This window comes from Aliterella atlantica CENA595 (genome assembly GCF_000952155.1).
Taxonomy (GTDB): domain Bacteria; phylum Cyanobacteriota; class Cyanobacteriia; order Cyanobacteriales; family Chroococcidiopsidaceae; genus Aliterella; species Aliterella atlantica.
In genome coordinates, this window is the sequence record NZ_JYON01000003.1 from 129,863 (window position 1) to 152,621 (window position 22,759).

The window sequence follows — 22,759 nt, forward strand, 5'->3', positions numbered from 1 at the left end:
TCTTGGCAGGTTAAAGGGGAAAAGGGGATTCAACTGCTACTTTTTCCCTTAAGTAGTCAGCATTTAGCAGTATTCGTCATTAGAAACTGCAGTCAGCTTGAGCTAGGTAGATTTATCTTAGTTCTATCTTTTAACATAGAAATTATTATTAAAGAATGTAACAATTAAAGCTAGTGTTGCAATGCAGGATATTTAACTATGGATAACAAAAATTACTCTTGGAAAGGTAGCCCTAATGCTGGGTTAGTGTTAACAATTGTTGCCCTAGTCGGTGCTGTAGCTGTCTTTTTGGTTGGTTTTGCGGGATAAATAGCTGCTTACTTGCGGGAGGATGCCAAATCCTCCCATTTGCGAACAAAATATTATTAGCATCAATGTGCTTGCACCGTATTCCATCCGATAAAAATTTATAAAATTAAGAGCGAGTATTTATTACTAAATTTTTCAGCAATAGGCAATGACAGAGGAACCATCCGTCTTTCAGGACGCAGCAATGGGTGATAACCTGGAGCGATATACATTAGAAGTGTCTGCCCAATGGGGAATGATTCTCCTCTCAGCAGATGGCACTATTCAAGCTTGCGATCCTACAGCAGAACGCATATTAGGATACAGTGCTGATGGCTTAATTGGAATAAATTCATTTAATCTACCCTGGCAGACAATTTATCCTGATGGCTCCCCATTTCCAGCAACCGAATACCCCCCAAGAGTAGCACTGCGAACGGGCAAGCCCTGTGCCAATGTTGTGTTGGGTTGTTATCGGGCTAATGGCGAACTGGTGTGGTTGCAAATCAACTCAAATCCTTTATTCCAAAATGATGATACAACTGCTTATGCAGTCGTCACTTGGTTAAGAGCGCTGGGAAAAGTGGGCGAAGAAAAGGACACAATAGAAGATAAAGCTAATTCTCCTATTAAGGAGGCGCTTCCCTACTATGAAGATGAAGAATTATTGCCTAATTGCGTTGATTTATTTAATCTTTCCCCCGATATGCTGTGCGTGCTGAGATTAGATGGCTGCTATCAACGAATCAACTCAGCCTTTAGCAAAATTTTGGGATATTCTAACGCTCAAATTAGCGATCGCTCATTGTATGACTTCATTTATCAAAGCGATCGCCAAGCAACTATAGCAAAACTCACCCAGCTAAGTCCAGAAACCCCCACAACTTGCTTTGAGAACCGCTACCGCGCTAGAGATGGTTCTTACAAATGGCTTGCCTGGACGGCAATTTTACTCGCAGACAAGCAATCAATTTATGCCATAGCAAGAGATATCAGCGATCGCGTCCAACTAGCAAGTGCTTTGAAAACTGTAAATCAGAAACTAACCCAACAAATCAAAAGGCGTACCAATCAATTAAAACAAGCTAATGATACTGCTCGCCAACAATTAGCAGAACTCGAAGCTATTTATGCAACTGCGCCAATTGGATTGTACTTTATAGATACAAACTTGCGTTACCTGCGCGTCAACGAACACCTTGCCAAAGTCAACGGCGTACCAGTAGAAGAACATATTGGATGCACTGTGAGCGACGTATTGCCAGAATTGGCAGCAAAATTAGAGCCAATATATCATCAAGCGATCGCCTCTGGCGAACCAATTTTAGATTTAGAAATTAGCGGCACAAATATTGCCGAACCTGGTGTAGAAAGAACTTGGCTATCTAGCTTTTACCCGCTCAAACAAAAAGGGCGAGTTATTGGCATCAATGGTATGGTACAAGAAATCACCGAACGCAAGTCAATCGCTCGAGCTCTGCAAGATACAGAAGCAAGGCTAACACGCTTTGCCCAGTCCGATTTAATTGGGATTTTGTTTGGCGACATCTACGGCAAAATTCAGTATGCCAACGATGAATTTTTACGCATTATTGGCTACTCGCTCCCAGAATTAATATCGGGGCAAATAGACTGGACAGAAATCACGCCGTCAGAATGGTTGCCATTTGACACTCGCGCTATTGCCGAAGCCCAAGAACGCGGAGCTTGTACTCCTTATGAAAAACAATACATTCGTAAAGACGGCAGCCGTGTTTGGGTGTTAGTTGGTTATAGCTTGCTAGGCGATGCTAGAGAAGAATCGGTAGCATTTATTCTCGATATCAGCGATCGCAAACGCACAGAAGTAGCTTTGCAAGAAAGCGATGCCCGTTTGAAATGCTTTGTTGATTCTAATATTGTCGGCGTACTTTTAGCAGACCTCAAAGGCAACTTACTAGAAGCCAACGATGCCTTTTTGCACATGGTTGGTTATACGCAAGCAGACGTGCAAGTGGGTAATATGCGCTGGCGGGAAATGACACCGCCCGAATGGATCGACGCAGACAATCGCTCAATAGAGCTAATTCGTGCTACAGGTTCTTGTCCGCCTTTTGAGAAAGAATACATCCGCAAAGATGGTTCGCACGTACCTATTTTGATTGGGGTTTCTATGCTGCCAGGAGAGCAAGAAGTCTGTTTTTGTTTTGTTTTAGACTTGAGCGATCGCAAAGTAGCAGAACTTGCCTTGCGTGATAGCGAAGCTAGAGCGCATCAAATCGCCGCCCAAGAGCAAGCAGCAAGAGCCGAAGCAGAAGAAGCTAACCGTCTAAAAGATGAATTTTTGGCAGTGCTATCTCATGAATTGCGATCGCCCCTTAATCCGATTTTGGGATGGACAAGACTGCTGCAAACTCGCAAATTAGACGAAGCTAAGGTATTAGAGGCATTAACAACAATAGAACGTAATGCCAAACTGCAAGCCCAACTGGTTGAGGATTTGTTAGACATTTCGCAGATCGTGCGCGGTAAATTAAGCTTAAACGCGACTCCTGTAGATTTAAACTTCGTTATCACCTCTGCTTTGGAAACAGTTCGCCTCGCGGCGGAAGCAAAGTCAATTCAAATTCAAGTTATTCCCAATCCCAATATCAATCTTGTATATGGCGACGTTGGTAGGTTGCAGCAAGTAGTGTGGAATTTGTTATCGAACGCTGTTAAATTTACCCCAGCACAAGGGCAAGTTGAAGTCAGACTGGCGCAAATAGATAATGAAGCGCAAATGCAAGTAATTGATACGGGAAAAGGAATTAGTCCTCAATTTTTACCCTATATATTTGAATATTTCCGCCAAGAAGATAGTTCGACAACTCGTAAATTTGGCGGGTTAGGATTGGGACTTGCGATCGCTCGGCAAATAGTCGAATTGCATGGCGGTAGAATTTGGGCAGAGAGTGTAGGGGAAGGGCAGGGGACAACCTTCACCGTTCGCCTACCATTATTGAAAGATAGCAGCCTATAAAGAGTTCAAATCTAACTTCCAGCTTTAAGCCAAGCAAACATTTGGGCAACTGTTAACTGCAATTCTAAAAATGCTGGTACAGGTAAAAGATCCTCACCAGTTAACTCCCTTGGTTGTTGTCCTGGCTGAAATGCAATCGCAATTTTCTCACCTGGATCGACAAACCACCCCAATTGAGTACCATAATTTAGACAATGCAATATATTACTGATAACTTTAGTTGCATTCTGGTCAGGGGAAAGGATCTCTACAGTCCAATCTGGATAAATTTTAAAAACATTAGCAATTTCCCCATCAGGATCGAAAGGTATGCGTTGCCAAGAAAATACTGAGACATCTGGCACAATTGACCTACCGCCAAAAGTACAGCGCAACTCTGGAAAAGCCAGGGCTATTTGTTGCTCCTCAGTTACTTGATTTACAGCATTGCAAAGCTTGAGTTGGAGCCGTGAATGCTTACCTTGAGGCATAGGTTTTTGATAAATCCGACCATCAATAAATTCACTAGCAGGCTGAGTTTCTGGCAAGTTTAAAAACTCATCTAAAGTAATTACTTGAATACTTGCAGCCGTCATAATCCGATCGCCTCCTTTGATTGAGGCTTTCATTAACTATCTATAAACTATAACAGGCATAAATCAGCCCTACCTGTGGTCCCCCTTGTCCCCTTGTCTGTTGAATTATGGACTAATGCCAGAGGTCTATTATCGATGCCAAGCGGGTAATTTCAAAGTAAACGTAGTCCGCTCGGATGAAGTTGAATCGAGAATCAAATCGCCGCCATGCGCTCTAGCGATTTCTCGTGATAGGCTAAGTCCTAATCCTGTACCTTCAACTTTGCGCGTGCGAGCAGGATCGCCGCGATGGAACCGTTCAAAGATCCGCTCTTTATCGCTGATAATTATACCTTGAGAAGAATTAGTAATTGAGATCGATATAGTTGCTTGCTGTTGCCTAGCATAAATATGTATCCAGCCATCAGCAAGATTATATTTAATTGCATTGCTGATGAGATTTTGCAAAACTTGGGTAAGCAAATCGCGATCGCCAAGCACCCGCAATCGCTCGGCTATTTCTGTTTGCACCTTTAAGTGCGGCGCGAGCAATTCTATATCTTCCTCTACTTGAGCGAGAATTTCTGACAAATTTACTTCAACTCGATGCAAGTTCATCCTACCTGCATCGGCTAAAGAAAGTAATAGGAGTTTGCGGACAATTCCACTAAGGCGACGAACTTCATCTAATAAACTACTTAGGCTTTGCTGAATTTGGGATTCAGGTTCAGCTTGTTGCAAGGTGCGTTCTAGTTCTCCTTGCAATATTGCCAAAGGTGTTTTTAGTTCGTGAGCAGCATCACCACTGAAGCGAGAAGCCTGCTTAAAGCTACGTTGTAGGCTCTCCAACATTTGGTTAAACACTGCAATTAATTCCACAAATTCAACATCAGTTTCGCCAATGGGAACCCGCCGCTCTAGTCCTTTGACCGTTACTTGCTTAATTTCCTCCGTCAATTGCCCAATGGGGCGTAAAGCATTACCAGATAGCCACCACGCACCCCCAGCAATCAAAAATAGGACAATAAATATAGAAATTAGGAAGATATTGCGAATCACTGCCATTTCGCCGTCAATAGTTTCGAGATTGACAGCGATCGCAATTCGATTAGACGGAAAGCTTGCAACACCAACACGCCAAGTTGCTGTTGATGTCCGTTGGGTTACAAATCGAGGTGCTGGGGGTAGCCTATTAGGTGAAGCATTATCTACTGGCGGTATGTTTGCATCTTGTTTTGGTTCTGTAGCAGATAAGAGCAAGCCACCAACTTTAAGCTCAGACGACCAATTAGCAGATTTATAAACAGTATTACCATCTAAATCGTTGACTAATACAGCAATTGGGGTATCCTCATCAATGCCAAATATGCGCGGTGAAGGCGGAAAATGCCGCCTGGGGCGACTTGCTCTGATTAACTGGTTGGCGATCGCTTCGTCAAGACGACTAACTTGAGCTTGATAAATCAGCCACCAAGAAGTCATCCCAAATCCTACTAGCGCACTACCTGCTAGAACAGCCGACGCTAGCGCCAGACGAGTACGAAATGAGCGCATTACATTCATCAACCCTCCACTTGGCGAAACCGATATCCCACACCCCGCACGCTTTCCAACCAAGGCGAACCGCCAATCGGATCGAGCTTTTTGCGAATTCTTTGCACGCAGACATCGACAACATTTGTCGTCGGGTTGAAATCATAGCCCCAAACGTGTTCTAAAATTTGCGTACGGGTAAAGACTCGTCCTGGAGAGCGCATCAGGTACTCTAGCAGATTGAATTCGCGAGTAGTCAGTTCTACTACTTGGCGATCGCAAGTAACTTCGCGCTTGATACAATCTAGTTTCAGCGAACCTGCACTGAGGATATTTTGGCGATCGCCGTTGCTACGACGTACTACGGCATGAATGCGAGCAACTAATTCTTCAACAAAAAATGGTTTGGCAATATAGTCATCTGCACCCAGATTTAGTCCTGCTAGGCGATCGTCTAATTCGTTGCGAGCAGTTAGCAAAATTACCGGAACGTTGCGTTTGGCTTGGCGCAAGCTTTTGAGCATCGCCAGCCCATCTTTGCCCGGAACCATAATATCCAGCACAAGAGCATCATACTCATTATTTATGGCACGACTATAGCCTTCGTCGCCATTGTCGCAGTAATCGACAACAAACCCGTATTCTTTCAGTCCAGCGGTGACAAAGTTGGCGATCTTTGCCTCATCTTCAACAAATAGAATATGCATAGTATTAATTGTATATTTCGCACCTCCTGGCTGAAATTACAAAAATGTAATTTAGATAAGGGTCAAGCTGTAATTTTCATTGGGCTAAATAAAAACATCACCCTTATATACAAGTTTGACGCTCATGAAATTCAATCGTTTGTTAGTAGCTTCTGCTCTATCTGCTCTAGTTGGTGGTGGTTTTGTCGCCAGCAAAGCTATAGCTGACCAATCTAGCTTAATTGCCCAAACTCCGTCCCCATCTACCGAGCAACGCCAGCCAGGAGAAGGACGACGGGGAAGAGGTGCAAAGTTTGACCGGATTAGCGGCTTAACTGAAGCCCAAAGGACTCAATTGCAACAAATTCATGCTGCTAGTCATCAACAGATTGAAGCTATCCCCACAGCCGAGCAAAAAGCTCGCATGGAAGCAATTCGCAACGATACTAGAACTAAGATGGAAGCAGTTTTAACCGCCGAACAAAGGCAACAATTACAACAATCATCACCCGCTAATGGAGAAAGAGGTCGTGGTTTTCCAAGAGTTGCTGGACTTACCGATGCTCAAAGAACTCAAATGAGAGAAATTCGCTCTGCTGCGCGTCAGCAAATGGATGCAGTTCTTACAGCCGAGCAAAAAGCCCAGATAGAAGCAATTCGCAATGATACTAAGACCAAGATGGATGCAGTTCTTACAGCCGAACAAAGGCAGCAACTAGAGCAATTCCGCCAGCAGAAGCAACAAAATCGCCCACAACAGCAGTCATAAATATTAGCTTGGGGTAAGTAACACTACCCCGAAGCTAAAGCTTTGCTGCTGAGACTAACATCCGAAACGTTGTCATAGTCTCAGCATCTACCTAACTATATGCAAAAACATAATATGAGCGATCGCCAACATAGCAAAATTATTCGTCGTCGAGATGTACTAGCTCTATTGAGAGCAACTGGAACAGCTATATTTGTCGTTGGCTGTACGTCTAGAAAATCTACCTTGGCACAAACAACTAATTCAAGTACATTACCTAAGTGTATCGTCAGCCCAGAGCAAACCGAAGGACCTTATTTTGTCGATGAAAAGCTCAATCGCTCTGACATCCGCTTAGATCCTAGTGATGGCGAAGTTAAAGCAGGCGTACCATTGCAACTAACGCTCCAAGTTTCTAGTGCAAGCAATACTAGCTGTACGCCTATTGCTGGCGCAATTGTTGATATTTGGCACTGCGACGCACTGGGCGTATATTCGGACGTAACAGACAGAAGTTTTGATACTGTCGGCAAAAAGTTTTTACGCGGCTATCAAGTTACAGATGCTAATGGCAATGTGAGATTTACAACTATTTATCCTGGTTGGTATCAAGGTAGAACGCCGCACATTCACTTTAAGGTGCGTACAAATCCCACATCAGGACAAAGCTATGAGTTTACATCGCAACTATACTTTGATGATGCAGTAAGCGATCGCGTATATACACAAGCACCATACGCCAGCAAAGGACAGCGTACAGAAGGTAACGAGCAAGATGGTATATTTCGACGCGGTGGCGAACAATTGCTGCTCTCACTAACAGAAAACCCCCAAGGCGGCTATACAGCAACTTTTGATATTGGTCTGCAACTGGTATAGAGTGCGATTGGTAATTGTCAGTTAAGATTGCTGCTATTGTGGTGCGATCGCTTTAGTTGTCAAAAAGACTTAAAGATTTTTGGATTCTCTGTAACCTCTGCTGACGAATTTCCTCATCAAACCTGGCAAGCACTTCATCAAACTGCAATCCCAACGCCTCAATTTCTAGGCGATTGCGACGTAAGTTACTTAGTAGGCGTAGATCGACTGAAGGGTTTGGCATTAATGGTTGGTTGTTCATGGCAGATTCCACTCAGTCTTGATTTCCTGAATACTTTGTTCTAATGCTGGCAGTCTAGCTTCCGTATTCGCTATAACCTGCATTACTAGCTCTAGCATATCTGCTGGAATTAGAGGTTGAATATTAAAAATCCGAATTTGCAAACTTGAAAATTGGGAAAATCTCTCAGTAGCTTGTTCTGCAACATTTTGTACTTCATCAAGATAGATAATTGTCCTTTCTGTTTCACCAAATCTCTCAAAGATCGCAAACTCAGACTCTCTAGAGTTGGTGATAACATCCGCTAATTGCCTTTTCAATCTCCAAATTGTCTCAGATAAGTCGTTTGGGAGTTTTGCCATAACAGTACATACTACAAAAGTTAATTGTTTGCTACCACCTGTAAAGTAGCAGCAGCAGATCGCCCAAATTCTTCCGGTGCGTACTGTAAATGCACTTCTGCGCCAGAATACAGGAATGTACCAGGAGTAACCGAACGAACTAAATAATGCAGGCTATATACTCCAGGTTGCAAGCTATTACCATAGGCAACAATGCGATCGCTATAAATTGTTTGATAGTCAATTTCCCAGCTATCTTGCGATGCTTGGAAGTACGGCGTAGCAGTTTGGAAACTTGTATCTACAGCCTCAAAGCCTGCTGGTATGGGGTCAGTAATTATGACATTATTTACCTCATGGTCGGTAGTAATTTCTAACCCAATATCAAATACTTGTCCGCTACTTACCTTAAATGGCTCATCATTAGCATACAGTCCATAACGCTGTAGCAATTTTTCTTCATTAGCTGCCCTAATTTCCCGCACCACGCGCAACCCATTAAGAGCGCCGCTCTGGTTTCCCTGCAAGCGATAGCGGTAAGCAACTAAGTAATGCAATAATCCTTGACCAGATTTTTTGAGAATTAGATCGTGTTTACCGCGTGGAAGTTGAGCAATTGGCACTTTTACATCTAGAGTAGAATTGCCATTGCTTGCTAATTTCGCCGAGGCTAATTGTTTGCCAGCTAGTTGCACTGTAGCCGTCAAATTATTAGGTTTAGGCTGAATTTGACTGTATTCTACGACCGCTGTTAGAGCTTCAGCGTTGTCATAAGTGCTTGCCCAAGTCCCCTGTCGTCTTTGTGCCAAAAGTCCTTGTAATAGGCGATCTATAGCTTCTGGTTGGCTATTTTGGGCAATAAATAAGCGCAAAGCTTGAGCTTGGGCTGTTGTCGGTGAACCGATCCATTCCCAACCTGAAGGTAAATTAACTGTAGCGCTGCGCCCTGTCTGATAAATAGTTTCCTGCAATTGACTAAACAGCGCTTGAAATTCTTGTTGCCATTGGGGAAACTGGGAGAGGTAACGGGCTAATTTAATTTGGGTAACGGTATCGAATTGACTTCTAGATTCATAAATATCTGCTAAAAAGTCAGTACGTTTATCTCCTAATGCAGCTAATCCTATTAAAGCTTCTAGTCTTACTTGGTTTTTACACAACTGTTGCTTGCAGAAATCGTATTGACCAGGATTAGAGAGAATTTTAGCTAAATAAGTCTCCAAACGACTCACCATCGCCGAATTTAGCGTAAATCCAGCCTCCTTAGCTTGAGCGATACTGTGCGCCGCGTAGGGAGAAATAAAAGGATCGGAAGATTCTTGTTTGGGGAAAGCTGCAAAACCACCGTCCGACTTCTGTAGTTTCTGCAATACTGTTAATGCTTGGCTAGCTTGGGTTACAGGGTTAAATTCTGGGTTTTGCGAGTAGAATCCGCCTAATTTAGCTAAATTAGCAGCGATCGCTAGTTTACTTGCAGCAGGTTCCAAAAATGGCAGTTCGTTATCTGCCAAAACTTGCTCGGCGGGTGCGGTAATTTGTCCAATTAATGTACTTGCTGCCGAAACTTCTAAGCCTCCAGTACCGTTAACAACATTTTTGTCTACATTTACAGGAATTTTTACCTGCTTGTTAGTTACGCCTGTTTCTACTACTTGTTCGGTGACTTCTAACGGCTTTACTTCCAAAGGTACGGCAAAAGCATCGCTTGCACCGTTTAATTGAGTTGTAAATTGAATTTGGGTAGTACCGATAGTATTTGCAACCATCGGAAAACGATAAGCGCTAGTTCCCGATTGTGCCTGAGTTTGCAATCTTCCAGAATTATTAGCAAAGGCTATGCCATCGCTGAGATTGCCATTAATAGCTAGATTTGTCGATTGTCCGGTATTGTTAGTAATTGATAAACCACCTTCAAAGCGATCGCCTGGGCGCACAAATTGCGGTAATACTGGATTAGATAGCAAAGGTTTGGTAGTTATAAACGTTGTTTCGCCATTACCAAAGTGCAAATTGCCATCAGTAGCAACAGCCATCACACGCCAAGTTGTCAAATCGTCGGGTAATTTGAAAGTGATATTAGCTTGCCCACTTTCATCAGTTAAAACTGAGCCATTGTAGTAAGCCAAGGCTTGAAAATCTTTCCTAGTACGGGTATTAGCTGCCCCATTGGAAAATCCGCCCCCATATCCCCAACCTTTTTGTAATGGCGATGAAAGCGGTTGTAAGACTACATCTGGGCGATTGTCTGCAAAACGAGTTGCGATCGCTTGTTGTGCATATACTGTTGATACAAGATCCGGTGGTCGATAGCCGCTTAGTTGCAATACAGCCTCATTTACCACCATGACAGTAAATTGTCCTTGGATTGGGCGATTTTGGCTATCTCTAAGTTCTAGTTTTACTGTTTGTTCGCTACTCGGTGCGAGTGTTTGATTGCTAGCTGTAGCCCCTACTTTTAAGTATTTATCGTCTAAATTAGTAGAAAACGGTGCAAAACCAACTCTGACTAATTTATCTAACTTTCCTGGTTCTACTTGCGCCAAAGGTTCGCCTTGACGGACTAAAACCGCTTCTACGGCTGCATTCGGCAGCATATCTTCAGTAACTTGGAATTGAATTTGTGGCGCTGCACCTTTAACTTGAACTATGCGGCGTTCGATAAAGTTGTGACGGATAATTGCAAAATGCAACTCAGCTTCGGGATAAGGCGACTGAATTAAAACGGTTGCTGTTTCACCAGGCTTGTAGGTATCTTTATCGAGTCTTAGTTCTAAACGATTGTTGCGATATCTACTTCCCCAGTCTACCGGACTATCACCCGCTACCCATATCTGCGTATCTGTAGCAGCGAGATCGTTTTTAGCATCAGCAAAATTAGCGCGAATGCGATAGGAACCCGACTCAGAAGGCGTTAGAGTAACTGTTTGCGGAGTCTGTGCTGACCTAATTTCTGTGGTTGCGACAGTTTTGTACTCTAACTGATTTTTAGGCGTTTGGCTGCCTTCTATCACTTGAGTTACGCTGCTGTAGATAATTTGTTGCAATTCTAATCGGACTGGTTGCCCTGTTATTACCTTTCCGGCGCGATCGCTTACAATTACTTGTACTGGTAAAGATTTACCTGCATCGGCTACAAAATTGCTTTGCAAACCAATCAGGCGATCGCTCGGTAATACTGTAAATGTCTGCGAATCTGATACTGATAAATTAGACACATCTGTAACTTCTGCGTCTACTTGATAAGTCACTGGATAAGGTACATCTTTTGCTACTGGGATAACTTGACTGCTTTTCCCTGCTGCATCTAATACCTGGTTGGCTTGCAGCACATCTGTGGTAATTTCTGGCGCTTCCTCTGGCCAAAACCACTTGCGTCCAAAAGTGAATTTATCCCAGCCTTGGGGTGTAAAATCTGTTTGGCGGCGCGTGACATAGTATTGAACTTTACCCCCTTCTACGGGAGAACCAAATAAGTAGTTACTCACTGCTTTTGCTTCTACCTTATCGCCAATAGCCGCGAATTCTTTATCTAGAGCGAGTGCGACTTTAAAATTAGGCGGTTTAAACTGGGCAACGCGAAATTCTCCTGATATTTCCGCACCATTATCAGCTTTTGCCCGAATTGAGTAGTAACCTAAAGCTTGACTGGGTTTAATAGGCAATTCTACAGAAAACGTGCCAAAGTCGTTAGTTGTGCGATCGCCTAAATTAGTCTTTTTACCATCAGGATCTTCTAAAGTAACTGCATAGCGGGTATTTTTATCTTGCTGGAGATTTCCTGCTTGCAGATAGTACGCCATCGCAGTAAACCAAGCTTTTTCGCCTGGCTGGTACAACTGTCTATCGGAAAAAATTACGCCTCTAGATTCTGGTTTGCCATTATCCCAACCTGCATCAATACCGTAATCGTAAGCACCGCTGTATTGCAAGGAACGAGCAAAAGCCCAATCATTACCTTCTTTAGCGATCGCAAGTAGTTGTGGTGCATCATCAGAATTGGGATAACATTGCTGCAAATCTGAGCGATTGAATAATACTGTACCAGTGGAGTCAGTTTTGGCGATCGCGCATGGTTGAGGTTGGATTCTAGTTTTTGCTTCTAACTTTGACTGATAAATCTCTACTGCTGCATTACTTACAACTGCACCATCGCTGAGGTGATGCACTCGCACTAAGCCAGAATCGGGAAACCACTGTGCAAATATGCCTAAATTAGTTAGCTGTACTAATCCATAATTAACAGGTTCGCGCCATTGCTGTTTGCCATTTTCTTCGTAGCGATTAGTTCGTGCTTGCACTCCGTAAGCTAGCATTCCTGTAGCTGCGTCGAGTTTTTCCCGTAAAGGTACAGCAATATCTTTATACTGATTTTTCTTACTAGATACTTTAAAACTTTGCCAACTAGCAAGATTAGGTAGTAAATCGTTCCCTTCACCTCTAGGATAAGCGGAATCTGTATAAACTAAATCTGTAGGCTGTACTACCTGATAAGCTGCTTTGTACCTTGATTCTGGCAAATTGACTGTAGAAATATTTAGTTGCAAATCCTTACCAGAGGGAAAAATATTTAAGTCTGATGGAACCCAAATATCGCCTGTCAAATCTCCGGTTTCGTACTTTAGCTTTAGTGGTTTACCTAAAGTTTGCCCAAATTTATCCTTGAGGTTTGCATCTAGGGTAATTGTGTAAGTAGTTGCAGGTTCTAAAGCATAAGGATTGAGATTAACAACTCTATCGCCTTCATAAACTTGGACTAATCGAGGAGATTGCTTAGGTGTAGGAGTAACTGTAATATGTTCGTTAGCTGCTGCTACCAAACCATTGTTAAATTGCAACTGAGCGATACCTTTAACAAAACGTGCATCTGGTTGTCCGAAAAATTGGATATTCTCAAAAGCTAGTGGTGAATAAGTTGCAACCTTACTTATAAATGGCATTTCGGTAGGTAAATTACCATTAATAGGGCGCAAACCAGAACTTGCTTCCCACTGGTATTTAGTTGCTTTGTTCAGAGTTTGACGCGGTTCTAAGGTATAAACCCAATTATGAGTAGATGGATCGAAGTTATCTTGCGGTTGAGGATCTTCCGTCTTATCTTCTAATGCAACATTAAATGCAATACTTTGTTTTTTTCCTTCAGGGATCAGCTTGACGCGCTCTTTGAGAGAGTCTATATCCAGTTCTACATTTGAGGTAAACTTCAGCTTGGGATTGATATCAATGGGTTCAACTTCGCCACTCTCGCTAGTTCCAGGCAGATTAGTTAGCTTAATTGCTTCGGTGTTAAAAGTCCAAGCTAAATCTTGCTCTAAACGATGATTTTTTAAGTCTGCAAGTCCTGCTTTCAGCGTAACTCTAACTCGCGTTGCTTTCGGTAATGCTGATTCGGCTTGAAAACCGATCATTCGGGGAGTAAGAAAGCGAAATTGACCCTTTAAAGGCGGAAAAACTGCTAATTTCTGTAAAATTTGCTGTTGGTTAAGGCTATCGATACTTTCAACTGGAATTAAAGCTTCCTTAAAACGGATGCGAATTTGCGATCGCACTTGGGTTTCCCCAACTGGACTAATTTGTTCGATCCAGTCTGGTAATTGCGGTGTAGGAAGAGGCGCAACTGCTGGTAAAGGTTCGTTTCTAGAGAGATTGGCAACATTACAGCTTGCTATGCCAAGTAGGATAGAAACTGCTAATAATATCTGTATTCCACATCTAACAATAGCTTGCATATATGCCCTTTACCACACCTAATCGATTAAAGCCTACAAACTAGACTAATTAGGGCGATCGCAAAGTTCCTTAATCAAGCGGTGGCACTTTATACTAATAAACTAGAGTAGGAAAAGAACATGGCTAGAGACGAACGAGACTTAAGAAAACTCAGCCTCAGAAAGTTGGACAATTTACGACAGGAAGTAATAGCTGAAGAAGTCAGAAGAATTGAGGAAGATCCAAAGGTTTTTGTTGTTTCTGCTACCGCACCCATCGAAGAAGATTTGAAAATAGTAGATGCTATCCTTGCTAATACCGACTCCAGCAAATAGACATAAAGATAGCTTGTTTTTCTCAACTATAAGACTGCTAGGGTAGTTAAAGCGACTAAGCAACCTAGCTGGATGGCAAAACTGAGAACACGAAATTTTGGATCGAACCCAGCGATGTGAATGATTGAGTGTACGAGTCGAAATACAATGTACGCCATGACAAGTAGATTTATCGCTGTTCCTGAAACGCCGCGCACTGTCAGCAAAAGTACAACTGCTGCATACAATGATAGGTTTTCTATCAAGTTTGCGTGTACTCGCAATAGTCTCCACAGCAAACTTTCCTCATTTTGGATGCCAAAATCTTTGACTGCACCACCAGTAGATAGATGCCGAATTCTGACTGCAAGTAGCAGAATGACGATAGCGATCGCCCATAAAATAAAAATAGCTAAACCCCAAAGAGGCGGAGTCATTTCAATAGCCATTATTGCTGTTTGTTGCATAGCTTTCTCTACTAAAAACCTACTAACAGCTTAGAAAGAACTTTGGCGATCGCTCTAGAATAAAGTTGCGGTATTTTAGTAAATTCTTGCGTTAGGAAGCACTGCACTACTTGTTATCTCTTGCTTGCAACAGTTGTTTAGGGGTAATGCCAACAGCGCGTTTAAAATATCTTGTCAAGTGACTTTGATCGCAAAACCCTACTCGATGAGCAATTTCTGCAATGCTAAGTTCGCTGTGTTGCAATAGATATCTAGCTTTCTCAATCCGACACTGCAAAATGTACTGATGAGGTGTTATACCCATACTTTGCTTAAATAAACGCAAAAAGTGATACGAACTTATTTGAGCGACTTCTGCAAGGTCAATTAGCTTCACATCTTGAGCGAGATTAGTATTGATATACTCTCTTATCTGTTGCAACTTCGATCGCGATAATCCATCTACATAGCTAGAAAGCTTTGGTTTGGTGGTGCAATATTGCCGTAATAAGTGAATGGCTAATGTTGTTTTGAGACTGTCAATCAGCAAATCGCCACCGATTTTGTCAGACTCTACTTCTGCTCTCAATGCTGAAACGATACCTTGAATTAAGGCATCTTGCTCGGTCATATAATGAGGAATAAGTTCAATGCGATCGCTATCTACCCAATCTTGACCTATTTGTTTGAGCAGCAATGGATCGAACGCTACAATTGCAAACTGAGATAAAATCTGCCAATTGCAGCGCTGTGAAATACCAGCAGGAATAATTGCAACATCGCCTTGATTGCGTACTTCCATTTTGCGCTTGTTATCCAACCATCGCTCACCTGTGCGATCGCCTGATGTATAAAAAGGCGGACAATGAGCAATAACGTGCCAAGTACCTTGATGTTCGGGTGTATCGAACTTTGGTTGTTGGTGAAGCTCAAAATAGATACTATCCCATCCTGAGCTTTTCAAGATAGCAGGTTGAGGCAGCAAAAAATCTGTTGCCTTTTCCTGACTGAAATCCAGTATTTTGATTTCTTGCTCTTGCCTTCCCATCTTGGCTCAAAATGAAGTAGAGATGCTTCTATTTATAACAAGCATCTATCAAACAGCTAAAATTCAAGCAGTAGAGTCCAAGAGTAACCCGTTATGCTACAGTACGATCCTCTGCAATACTTACCATCTGCTACAGAACTGCCGGATTCTGACGATACACCTGTGGATAACGAATTTCAAGAGCTAATTCCTGGTTTATTACGTTCAATTTTGGCTTTATTGTGGAAAGACCGCCAAGATTGGTTTTTTGCTATAGATATGGGTATTTACTACAGCTATACTCCTGGAGTTCGTCCAACCCCTATAGTTCCTGATGGTTTCCTCAGTATTGGCGTACCAAGGCGCAGAAACAATAAAGGACGCTTGAGTTACGTACTGTGGGAAGAAAATAATATTGTTCCCTTAATAGTTTTTGAAGTAGTCTCGCAAACTTACGGGGGCGAGTACGATACTAAGATTGCAAAATACACTCAATTAGGAGCGCCGTACTACATAATTTACAACCCTGACTATTCTAGAAGAGACAAGCACGAAGTTTTAGAAGTTTATCGCCTAGTAGATGGGGTTTATGTTAGACAACCAGGCGATCCTGTATGGATACCCGAAATTGAGCTAGCAATTGGTACGGGGCAAGGCAATTATCAAGGATGGAATCGGCAATGGTTATACTGGTACGATCGCCAAGGAAATAGATATCCATCTCTTGAGGAACGAACCGAAGCTGCCCTGCAACAAGCCGAAGCCGCCCAGCAACAAGCCGAAGCCGCCCAGCAACAAGCCGAAGCCGCCCAGCAACAAGCTAATCAAGCTGAACAAGACTTGCAATCGCTAAGAGCTAAGTTACGCGCACAAGGAATAGATCCAGATACTTTATAAGAAATGCGATCGCTGGCTCAAACCTTGCTTGTAAAGTGATGATAAACTTTTTTACGAACGTAAATGAACGCAGATAAACGCAGATGCAAGCTGGAAATCGCTGTAATGTTACGATGAGCGATCGCTAGTTTAATCGGCTATAGATTTAACTGTATTGCGTCTTCTGCTACTAAATAATACTAATAATCCCAGAAAGATTGCTGCTAATACTGCTGTAATCCAGATAATCGGGCTATTTAACTGTCGAATCGCGATCGCTATATATGCCCAAATAAATACTAAGGTAAAGGCGATGTCTGCACGTTGGATAGCAACAACAGATGCGATCGCTGTAGCTACTACTAGCATAATTGCCGTCCAGTTCGCGCTACTAATACCCCAACCATACCAGTTAGATACATAAAGAGCAGAAGCAACGTTGACAATTGTGGCTACAGATATCCAGCCTAGATAAATACTAAAGGGTACGTGCGCCAGCCATTTGCGATCGCGTAATACTCTTTCTTTTCCGATACCTAACTGCAAGTAAGCACCAATCAAGGCAAGCAAAATTGCTAACATTGCTACTACAGATAGCCAAAATAGCTGCATAGTGAACAGATACACCCAAGCAATCTGAGCGATACAAGCAATAATTAGTAAAATATTTACACCCTGTATTGTCGGATGGCGACGCTGCGAAGGACGCAGTTGGTAAATACCATAAGCAATTAAGCCTAAATAAATCAAGCCCCAAATAGCAAAGGCATAATTAGCTGGAGTAATCATTACTCCTTGCAAAGTAGTATTAGCGATTTCCCCTATATTTGCGCCTCTAGGTGGAAAAAAATTCGAGAAGATGTTTACAGTCAAAGTAGCGAGGATAGCGATAAAAGTTGCGATCGCAAGCCCCATACCCGAACTAGACTTTGTTGTAGATGCTTTCATCTGATTTTGGTTACAACGCCTAAGCTAATTTTTGCTGCAAACGTAGCCAAATATCCCCTAGCTATAGCTAGATAATTTTGTTGTGTCAGCGATCGCATTTTTAGTTGTAAGCTACTTTTGCCTATTTAACCGAATACCTTTTTTCTAGCCAGTTAAATACTTGCTCTAACTGTTCTAAACTTAATATCCCCTCTTGCCACAATATCATTGGCAGTAAAGTTTTGTCTTCTAATTGGTTTTGGGCTTTGGTTATGCACTCGCTAGAAACGCCCATCTCTTCTTGGAGAAATCTTATTAAGTTTATCTGTGTTTTAGATAACATTAAGTTACTTAAAATTGACTGTCGAATAATCTAGCAGTAATTTTTCGATTTTCTTACTTGTTAACAAAAAATTAATATAAAATTTAGGTAAATATTCTATCAATAAAATAATACTGTATAGTTAATTGCCTATTTAGATGTGTTGAGAAGGAATTTAATGCTTTGAGCGATCGCCAAAATAAAAGCCTAAAACAGTTCCCAGGATAACTGTTTCTGCAAATAAGATCGAAGTTACTATATCTTTAAGCGTTTCTTTATTACTGCTAGGAAATATAATTTCTAAAGCCACTAAAACAAAACAGCAGCCGATTGTACTACCAAAAATAATTATTAGCGCTTTAACAATCCAAGCTTTAGCTTTTTCTACTTCACTTTGCGTACCAACTAACTTGTTATGCTTAGGCAATAGATTTTTATCGCTATCAACTACGTCGTTTTGTTCAACATTATCTAACATCAGCACAGTATTACTCTAACTACAACTGAGATTTTAACTCCCGTAGCATTTTACTTGTTCCTTCGTCAATTGCTTTTTGTACCAGTTGAGGAATAAGTTGGGTTATGGGTAAATCGGGAAAAACTAAGCTATTAGGAGACTGAACGTAGCTATTTTCATTGAGAATATTAATACTAAGTTGCCGATTTTCGTAGATCCACACTTCAGGAACGCCTATAGCTATATAAGCATCCAGAGTATTCTTTGAAGTAACGTCAGCCTCAATTGCTAAATCGGGTGGTGGATAAATAGATAGATTCATATTGGTACAGCCTTTCACGCTATTAGCATTTTGGATGTAGAAACAAGTATCGGGTTCAATACCTGCAATTTGCGGACGTTTCAAGGTAGTCGAACCGAAGTCATCCCATTCGCGCCCTTGCGAATCTAAAATTGCTGTAACAATATAGGCAATAATTCTATGAGGTCTTTCGTGAAGTGCTAGCGGAGACACAATTTCCAAAGTTCCGTGATAATAAGCTACGCGGGTATTGCGCTTCTCTCCCAAATTAGTCAATATTTCCTCAAAGTCCTGCCAGGATATGTTATTGATGCTGATGTGGCTACCAGGAGTAAGTTCGATAGCCTGAATAGGAATAGTGACACTCATTTTTATGCCTCCTAAAGACATGAAAGATGCGATCGCATTTTTTACCCCGAAATCCTACTCAAAAACGGTACATCAACTACTTCACCTGTAGTTTCGCCTACTTGTACTTTTAACCCTGCGCCGCCAGCTTTAGTGCGAATGTAGCCTAAACCAAAAAATCCGCGATCGCTCTCTACAATACTGGTAAGTTTGCCTACTTTCTCTTCTCCTACCATAATTGCACTACCTACATCGGCAGAAGCATCGAGACTAATACCCCATAAATGCTGTTTTACGCCTTTGTAAGTATTTAAACGCGCGATCGTTTCTTGTCCGATATAGCAGCCTTTATCGAAGGATATAGTTTGTAATAATCCTGCTTCTAGAGGGTTATAATCTTCAGTTAGTTCTTTATCGGGAACTGGACGACCTTGCTGGATTCTTAACTGTTCCCAGATGCGATCGCCCATTGGTACTGCACCTGCTTCTACAAGCATTTTCCAGATATTTGCAGCATTTTCGGTAGGAATTATTAGAGTATATCCAGGCGTTGCAAGTCCGCTACCTACAGCTATACGCACTTGGTTTAATAATTGGTGAGTTCCGTAAGGTTGTCCGATAATTTCAGTTGCACCTAATTTGGTGACTAATTCACTACTTTTACTGCCAATTAAGCTAAATATTGCTATTTTTCCAGTAATATCTGCTAATTCCACCTTGTCAGCAAAGAAAATATAGCGATCTAGCCATTCCATCAAATACTCATGACGATTAGGCGAAACTATTAGCAATACAGAATCATCTGTAACGTATGCTGTAGCTAAATCAATAGTACGGGCAGTAGAAGTGACAAAAACTGTATCGCAACCTTCACCTGGTTTTAAACGCTCGAAATTATTGGTACTTTGATTGTGTAGAAAGCGAATGCGATCGCTACCAGTTACTTGAATTATGCCCCAATGAGAGCGATCGCATATTGCTACTCCATTTTGCGCCGCTTCTAGTGCGTCTGCATCGTTGCCAAAACTGACGGGGATTGTCGCGTCAAAAGTTGCCCCCACTGCTGCCTGGATGTCGTGTAATTGCGTCATAAAGTTTATCCTAAGTTGGCAAATATGCGATCGACTAATGCTGCTGCTTTTTCATCTAACAACTGCCAATCTACATCGCCAGTTTCATCTATTAAGTTAGTGTCGATCTCAACTGTATAATTAGGCGACTCTGCTAATAAGGCGCTGTAGCCAAGAAAACACACCTGATAGCATAGTTCCCAAAGATCGACTTTGACTGTTTCCATCCCTTCACGCTGCAAATTTAACTGATATCCTGGCGTGGGAGTTGGCAATTTCATTAAAGCTTGTTCGATTTCGTCTGCTTGTTTGGGTGGTGCAGATTCTAGCTGTAGCACTAGATTCTCCACAATAGCTTTTGTTTCTTCTGTAGTTCCTGGTTGCCAAATTAGCACGTTTTCATAAGTTCCCTTCCAATTAGAAGCATCGAGTTGTTTGCGAATGCGATCTAAGATGCGAATAAAAGCAGGCTGCATGATTAACTCTGCTTGTTGCCATGCAGCAGTATTGGCAAATTTCGGCGGCATGAATCTAACCTTTATTACCTAGGCTAGCGTTACTTTTTGGGAGTTGTAGCTGTTGATAATGGTTGAAGTAATGTATCGAAGAAATAAACGCGATCGCAATACCTTGTCTGAGTAGAACAAACTGCCTCTATAGTTACGTTTGTCGCTTTACTCACATCTAGCAACACTAACTCTTTTTGTCCTGGGGCAATATTTTTTGTTTCAGCTTTATTGCTATCTACATAAAAATTTACTGCTACAGGCGGGCTAGTTGTATTGTTGTCGCGCATCCCAAAACCCAACCTGAGAGTTTGAAATAGCGGCTTATTTTCATCGCGCCTAATTTTACAAGTTACGGCAGCAGAACGAGAACCAGCACCTAAATAAAATGGGCTAGTATATACTGCTTTAGCGATCGCTACATCTAAAGGAGTTTGGCGAAAACTGCCAATACCGCTATTTATGCACTTTGCCTGTGTGAGCGAAACTAAGTTATTTTGTGCTTGAATACTTTGTCCGCCAAGGGTTGCTACAGCAAAAGATAGGCTAGTAGCGATCGCTTTACTATTGAAATTGAATTTTTGCATTACGATCTTAGTTACTAAGTACGGGCGTAGAATGCAGCAATAAACCATATTCCAGTCCTTCTACTACCGCATGATAAGAAGCTTCCAGAATATTAGTTGATACGCCTACCGTAGTCCAGCGCTGAAAGTTATTTCTACATTCGACTAATACGCGCGTTTTCGCCGATGTACCGCTGTATTCGTCCAAAATTCGCACTTTATAATCAGTTAGTTCAAACTCGGCAATTTGGGGATAAAAGTTGACCAAAGCTTTTCTTAAAGCTGCATCTAGCGCGGCGACTGGTCCATTTCCTTCGGCTGCTTCTAAAATATTTTGACCGTTTACAGTTAATTTCACAGTTGCTTGAGCATTGCTGCAATAACTAACTCTACCTTGAACTAAGTCGCAATGGACTTGAAAGCCATGTATTGTAAATAATTGCTGGCGTTTGCCTAATGCTTCGCGCATTAGTAAGTCAAAACTCGCTTCTGCTGCTTCAAATTGATAGCCTTGACTTTCCAATTCCTTCAGGCGTTGGAGTATTTGCTTGGCTGCTGGGTTTTGCTTATCTAGTTCGATGCCAAAAGTGCGGGCTTTGGCTATCACGTTACTTAATCCAGCTTGTTCGGAAATCACGATCCGGCGACTATTACCAACTTTATCTGGTTGAATATGTTCGTAAGTTAGCGGGTTGCGTTCTACAGCCGAGACGTGAATACCACCTTTATGAGCAAAAGCCGAACGTCCAACAAATGCAGCGTGTTCGTCAGGGGCAAGATTGACAACTTCGCTAATTAAACGGCTAGCTTGAGTAAGTTGAGTTATTCTATCTTTTGGCAAGCAGTTATAACCTAATTTGAGTTGCAAGTTAGGAATCAAAGAACATAAGTTTGCATTGCCACAGCGTTCGCCATAACCGTTTATCGTCCCTTGCACCATGCTTGCGCCTTCTCTAACTGCTGCTAAGGCATTAGCGACGGCTGTATCGGCATCGTTGTGAGTATGTATGCCTAATTGAGTATGCAGCGGCATTGCCTTTAAGACATCGCCGACAATTTGACTAATTTCGTGCGGTAAAGTGCCGCCATTGGTATCGCATAGAACTAACCATTCTGCGCCTGCATCTGTAGCTGTTTGCAAAGTTTGCAGGGCGTAATTTGGATTTTGCTTATAGCCGTCGAACCAGTGTTCGGCATCATAAATTACCCTACGCCCAGACGATCGCAAGTAGGCGATCGTATCGGATATCATCTCTAAATTCTCTTCTAAGCTGGTTTTTAGCCCTTCTGTGACGTGTAAATCCCAGGATTTGCCAAAAATCGTTACCCAGCGCGTTCCTGCTGCTAGAATCGCTTGCAGCATCGGATCTTCGCTGGCTTTTACATGGGGGCGACGAGTCGAACAAAAAGCAACTATTTCTGCTTGTGTTAGCGGTTCTTCTTGCAGTTGCCAGAAAAATTGTACATCTTTAGGATTTGCTCCTGGCCATCCGCCCTCGATAAATGGAATGCCTAACCTATCTAGTTCTCTGGCTATTCGCAATTTATCTTCTATGGATACAGATAACCCTTCGCGTTGGGTTCCATCTCGTAGGGTGGTGTCATAAATCCAAAGCTGATGTGAGGAATCGGTGGTCATAAGC

General features: G+C 42.2%; 21 protein-coding genes. 5 read left to right on the forward strand and 16 right to left on the reverse strand.

Annotated features, from left to right (window positions below):
* Window positions 1-457 precede the first annotated feature (457 nt).
* Window positions 458-3,289 (forward strand): PAS domain-containing sensor histidine kinase, encoded by a 2,832-nt coding sequence (locus UH38_RS24655; protein ID WP_052672255.1) that lies wholly within the window; start codon window positions 458-460, stop codon window positions 3,287-3,289.
* An 11-nt stretch (window positions 3,290-3,300) separates the two neighbouring features.
* Here UH38_RS24655 and UH38_RS04535 read toward each other — a convergent pair whose 3' ends face one another.
* From UH38_RS04535 to UH38_RS04545, 3 genes are all read right to left on the reverse strand, one after another.
* The gene (locus UH38_RS04535) at window positions 3,301-3,864 is read right to left on the reverse strand and encodes a Uma2 family endonuclease (RefSeq protein WP_045053578.1); all 564 of its coding nucleotides are present in this window, start codon (window positions 3,862-3,864) and stop codon (window positions 3,301-3,303) included.
* Window positions 3,865-3,993: 129 nt separating this feature from the next.
* The gene (locus UH38_RS04540) at window positions 3,994-5,397 is read right to left on the reverse strand and encodes a sensor histidine kinase (protein WP_082065306.1); all 1,404 of its coding nucleotides are present in this window, start codon (window positions 5,395-5,397) and stop codon (window positions 3,994-3,996) included.
* Between the two features lie 8 nt (window positions 5,398-5,405).
* Window positions 5,406-6,083 (reverse strand): response regulator transcription factor, encoded by a 678-nt coding sequence (locus UH38_RS04545; RefSeq protein WP_045053441.1) that lies wholly within the window; start codon window positions 6,081-6,083, stop codon window positions 5,406-5,408.
* Between the two features lie 124 nt (window positions 6,084-6,207).
* Here UH38_RS04545 and UH38_RS24660 point away from each other — a divergent pair, with 124 nt between their 5' ends.
* Together UH38_RS24660 and UH38_RS04555 are read left to right on the forward strand one after the other, a co-directional pair.
* Window positions 6,208-6,831 (forward strand): hypothetical protein, encoded by a 624-nt coding sequence (locus UH38_RS24660; RefSeq protein WP_052672256.1) that lies wholly within the window; start codon window positions 6,208-6,210, stop codon window positions 6,829-6,831.
* A 99-nt stretch (window positions 6,832-6,930) separates the two neighbouring features.
* Window positions 6,931-7,689 carry an intradiol ring-cleavage dioxygenase gene (locus UH38_RS04555; protein WP_045053442.1) on the forward strand — a complete coding sequence of 253 codons (759 nt, stop codon included), beginning with the start codon at window positions 6,931-6,933 and terminating at the stop codon, window positions 7,687-7,689.
* A gap of 52 nt (window positions 7,690-7,741) precedes the next feature.
* On the opposite strand, the gene UH38_RS04560 is transcribed toward UH38_RS04555, so the two are convergent.
* From UH38_RS04560 to UH38_RS04570, 3 genes are read right to left on the reverse strand one after another with little or no spacing between them, the layout of a single operon-like run.
* Entirely contained in the window at window positions 7,742-7,930 is a 189-nt protein-coding gene (locus UH38_RS04560; RefSeq protein ID WP_045053443.1) for a hypothetical protein, read from the reverse strand.
* On the reverse strand, window positions 7,927-8,271 hold the full coding sequence (locus tag UH38_RS04565) for a hypothetical protein (RefSeq protein ID WP_045053444.1): 345 nt from the start codon (window positions 8,269-8,271) through the stop codon (window positions 7,927-7,929). The genes UH38_RS04560 and UH38_RS04565 overlap by 4 nt, the downstream gene beginning before the upstream one ends.
* A 20-nt stretch (window positions 8,272-8,291) precedes the next feature.
* The gene (locus UH38_RS04570; RefSeq protein WP_045053445.1) at window positions 8,292-13,976 is read right to left on the reverse strand and encodes an alpha-2-macroglobulin family protein; all 5,685 of its coding nucleotides are present in this window, start codon (window positions 13,974-13,976) and stop codon (window positions 8,292-8,294) included.
* A gap of 120 nt (window positions 13,977-14,096) precedes the next feature.
* Here UH38_RS04570 and UH38_RS04575 point away from each other — a divergent pair, with 120 nt between their 5' ends.
* Complete coding sequence (locus tag UH38_RS04575) at window positions 14,097-14,291, forward strand: hypothetical protein (RefSeq protein WP_045053446.1); 195 nt, start codon at window positions 14,097-14,099, stop codon at window positions 14,289-14,291.
* 26 nt (window positions 14,292-14,317) lie between these two features.
* Here UH38_RS04575 and UH38_RS04580 read toward each other — a convergent pair whose 3' ends face one another.
* Both UH38_RS04580 and UH38_RS04585 read right to left on the reverse strand, forming a co-directional pair.
* Window positions 14,318-14,737 (reverse strand): MAPEG family protein, encoded by a 420-nt coding sequence (locus tag UH38_RS04580; protein WP_235355071.1) that lies wholly within the window; start codon window positions 14,735-14,737, stop codon window positions 14,318-14,320.
* A 106-nt stretch (window positions 14,738-14,843) separates the two neighbouring features.
* Window positions 14,844-15,764 (reverse strand): helix-turn-helix domain-containing protein, encoded by a 921-nt coding sequence (locus UH38_RS04585; RefSeq protein ID WP_045053447.1) that lies wholly within the window; start codon window positions 15,762-15,764, stop codon window positions 14,844-14,846.
* 93 nt (window positions 15,765-15,857) lie between these two features.
* Between UH38_RS04585 and UH38_RS04590 the strand changes: the two genes are divergently transcribed.
* Complete coding sequence (locus UH38_RS04590; protein ID WP_045053448.1) at window positions 15,858-16,640, forward strand: Uma2 family endonuclease; 783 nt, start codon at window positions 15,858-15,860, stop codon at window positions 16,638-16,640.
* Between the two features lie 129 nt (window positions 16,641-16,769).
* On the opposite strand, the gene UH38_RS04595 is transcribed toward UH38_RS04590, so the two are convergent.
* The 8 genes from UH38_RS04595 to cimA form a co-directional block, all read right to left on the reverse strand.
* Window positions 16,770-17,567: a tryptophan-rich sensory protein gene (locus UH38_RS04595; RefSeq protein WP_045053449.1), complete on the reverse strand. Its 798-nt coding sequence runs from the start codon at window positions 17,565-17,567 to the stop codon at window positions 16,770-16,772.
* A 121-nt stretch (window positions 17,568-17,688) separates the two neighbouring features.
* Window positions 17,689-17,889 carry a DUF2949 domain-containing protein gene (locus UH38_RS04600; RefSeq protein ID WP_045053450.1) on the reverse strand — a complete coding sequence of 67 codons (201 nt, stop codon included), beginning with the start codon at window positions 17,887-17,889 and terminating at the stop codon, window positions 17,689-17,691.
* Between the two features lie 154 nt (window positions 17,890-18,043).
* The gene (locus UH38_RS04605) at window positions 18,044-18,346 is read right to left on the reverse strand and encodes a hypothetical protein (RefSeq protein ID WP_045053451.1); all 303 of its coding nucleotides are present in this window, start codon (window positions 18,344-18,346) and stop codon (window positions 18,044-18,046) included.
* A 19-nt stretch (window positions 18,347-18,365) separates the two neighbouring features.
* Window positions 18,366-18,995, reverse strand: a complete 630-nt coding sequence (locus UH38_RS04610; protein ID WP_045053452.1) for a Uma2 family endonuclease — start codon at window positions 18,993-18,995, stop codon at window positions 18,366-18,368.
* Between the two features lie 41 nt (window positions 18,996-19,036).
* Complete coding sequence (gene ygfZ / locus UH38_RS04615; RefSeq protein WP_072044879.1) at window positions 19,037-20,065, reverse strand: CAF17-like 4Fe-4S cluster assembly/insertion protein YgfZ; 1,029 nt, start codon at window positions 20,063-20,065, stop codon at window positions 19,037-19,039.
* A gap of 5 nt (window positions 20,066-20,070) precedes the next feature.
* The gene (locus UH38_RS04620) at window positions 20,071-20,571 is read right to left on the reverse strand and encodes a hypothetical protein (RefSeq protein ID WP_045053453.1); all 501 of its coding nucleotides are present in this window, start codon (window positions 20,569-20,571) and stop codon (window positions 20,071-20,073) included.
* A gap of 29 nt (window positions 20,572-20,600) precedes the next feature.
* Entirely contained in the window at window positions 20,601-21,137 is a 537-nt protein-coding gene (locus UH38_RS04625) for a hypothetical protein (protein ID WP_045053454.1), read from the reverse strand.
* A gap of 7 nt (window positions 21,138-21,144) precedes the next feature.
* Entirely contained in the window at window positions 21,145-22,755 is a 1,611-nt protein-coding gene (gene cimA / locus UH38_RS04630; RefSeq protein ID WP_045053455.1) for a citramalate synthase, read from the reverse strand.
* Window positions 22,756-22,759: the final 4 nt, after the last annotated feature.

Bases quoted from the DNA above. Each gene is read 5' to 3' on its own strand.
- UH38_RS24655 (WP_052672255.1), top strand. From the start codon at position 458: ATGACAGAGGAACCATCCGTCTTTCAGGACGCAGCAATGGGTGATAAC.
- UH38_RS04535 (WP_045053578.1), bottom strand. From the start codon at position 3,864: ATGACGGCTGCAAGTATTCAAGTAATTACTTTAGATGAGTTTTTAAAC.
- UH38_RS04540 (WP_082065306.1), bottom strand. From the start codon at position 5,397: ATGCGCTCATTTCGTACTCGTCTGGCGCTAGCGTCGGCTGTTCTAGCA.
- UH38_RS04545 (WP_045053441.1), bottom strand. From the start codon at position 6,083: ATGCATATTCTATTTGTTGAAGATGAGGCAAAGATCGCCAACTTTGTC.
- UH38_RS24660 (WP_052672256.1), top strand. From the start codon at position 6,208: ATGAAATTCAATCGTTTGTTAGTAGCTTCTGCTCTATCTGCTCTAGTT.
- UH38_RS04555 (WP_045053442.1), top strand. From the start codon at position 6,931: ATGCAAAAACATAATATGAGCGATCGCCAACATAGCAAAATTATTCGT.
- UH38_RS04560 (WP_045053443.1), bottom strand. From the start codon at position 7,930: ATGAACAACCAACCATTAATGCCAAACCCTTCAGTCGATCTACGCCTA.
- UH38_RS04565 (WP_045053444.1), bottom strand. From the start codon at position 8,271: ATGGCAAAACTCCCAAACGACTTATCTGAGACAATTTGGAGATTGAAA.
- UH38_RS04570 (WP_045053445.1), bottom strand. From the start codon at position 13,976: ATGCAAGCTATTGTTAGATGTGGAATACAGATATTATTAGCAGTTTCT.
- UH38_RS04575 (WP_045053446.1), top strand. From the start codon at position 14,097: ATGGCTAGAGACGAACGAGACTTAAGAAAACTCAGCCTCAGAAAGTTG.
- UH38_RS04580 (WP_235355071.1), bottom strand. From the start codon at position 14,737: ATGCAACAAACAGCAATAATGGCTATTGAAATGACTCCGCCTCTTTGG.
- UH38_RS04585 (WP_045053447.1), bottom strand. From the start codon at position 15,764: ATGGGAAGGCAAGAGCAAGAAATCAAAATACTGGATTTCAGTCAGGAA.
- UH38_RS04590 (WP_045053448.1), top strand. From the start codon at position 15,858: ATGCTACAGTACGATCCTCTGCAATACTTACCATCTGCTACAGAACTG.
- UH38_RS04595 (WP_045053449.1), bottom strand. From the start codon at position 17,567: ATGAAAGCATCTACAACAAAGTCTAGTTCGGGTATGGGGCTTGCGATC.
- UH38_RS04600 (WP_045053450.1), bottom strand. From the start codon at position 17,889: ATGTTATCTAAAACACAGATAAACTTAATAAGATTTCTCCAAGAAGAG.
- UH38_RS04605 (WP_045053451.1), bottom strand. From the start codon at position 18,346: ATGTTAGATAATGTTGAACAAAACGACGTAGTTGATAGCGATAAAAAT.
- UH38_RS04610 (WP_045053452.1), bottom strand. From the start codon at position 18,995: ATGAGTGTCACTATTCCTATTCAGGCTATCGAACTTACTCCTGGTAGC.
- ygfZ (WP_072044879.1), bottom strand. From the start codon at position 20,065: ATGACGCAATTACACGACATCCAGGCAGCAGTGGGGGCAACTTTTGAC.
- UH38_RS04620 (WP_045053453.1), bottom strand. From the start codon at position 20,571: ATGCCGCCGAAATTTGCCAATACTGCTGCATGGCAACAAGCAGAGTTA.
- UH38_RS04625 (WP_045053454.1), bottom strand. From the start codon at position 21,137: ATGCAAAAATTCAATTTCAATAGTAAAGCGATCGCTACTAGCCTATCT.
- cimA (WP_045053455.1), bottom strand. From the start codon at position 22,755: ATGACCACCGATTCCTCACATCAGCTTTGGATTTATGACACCACCCTA.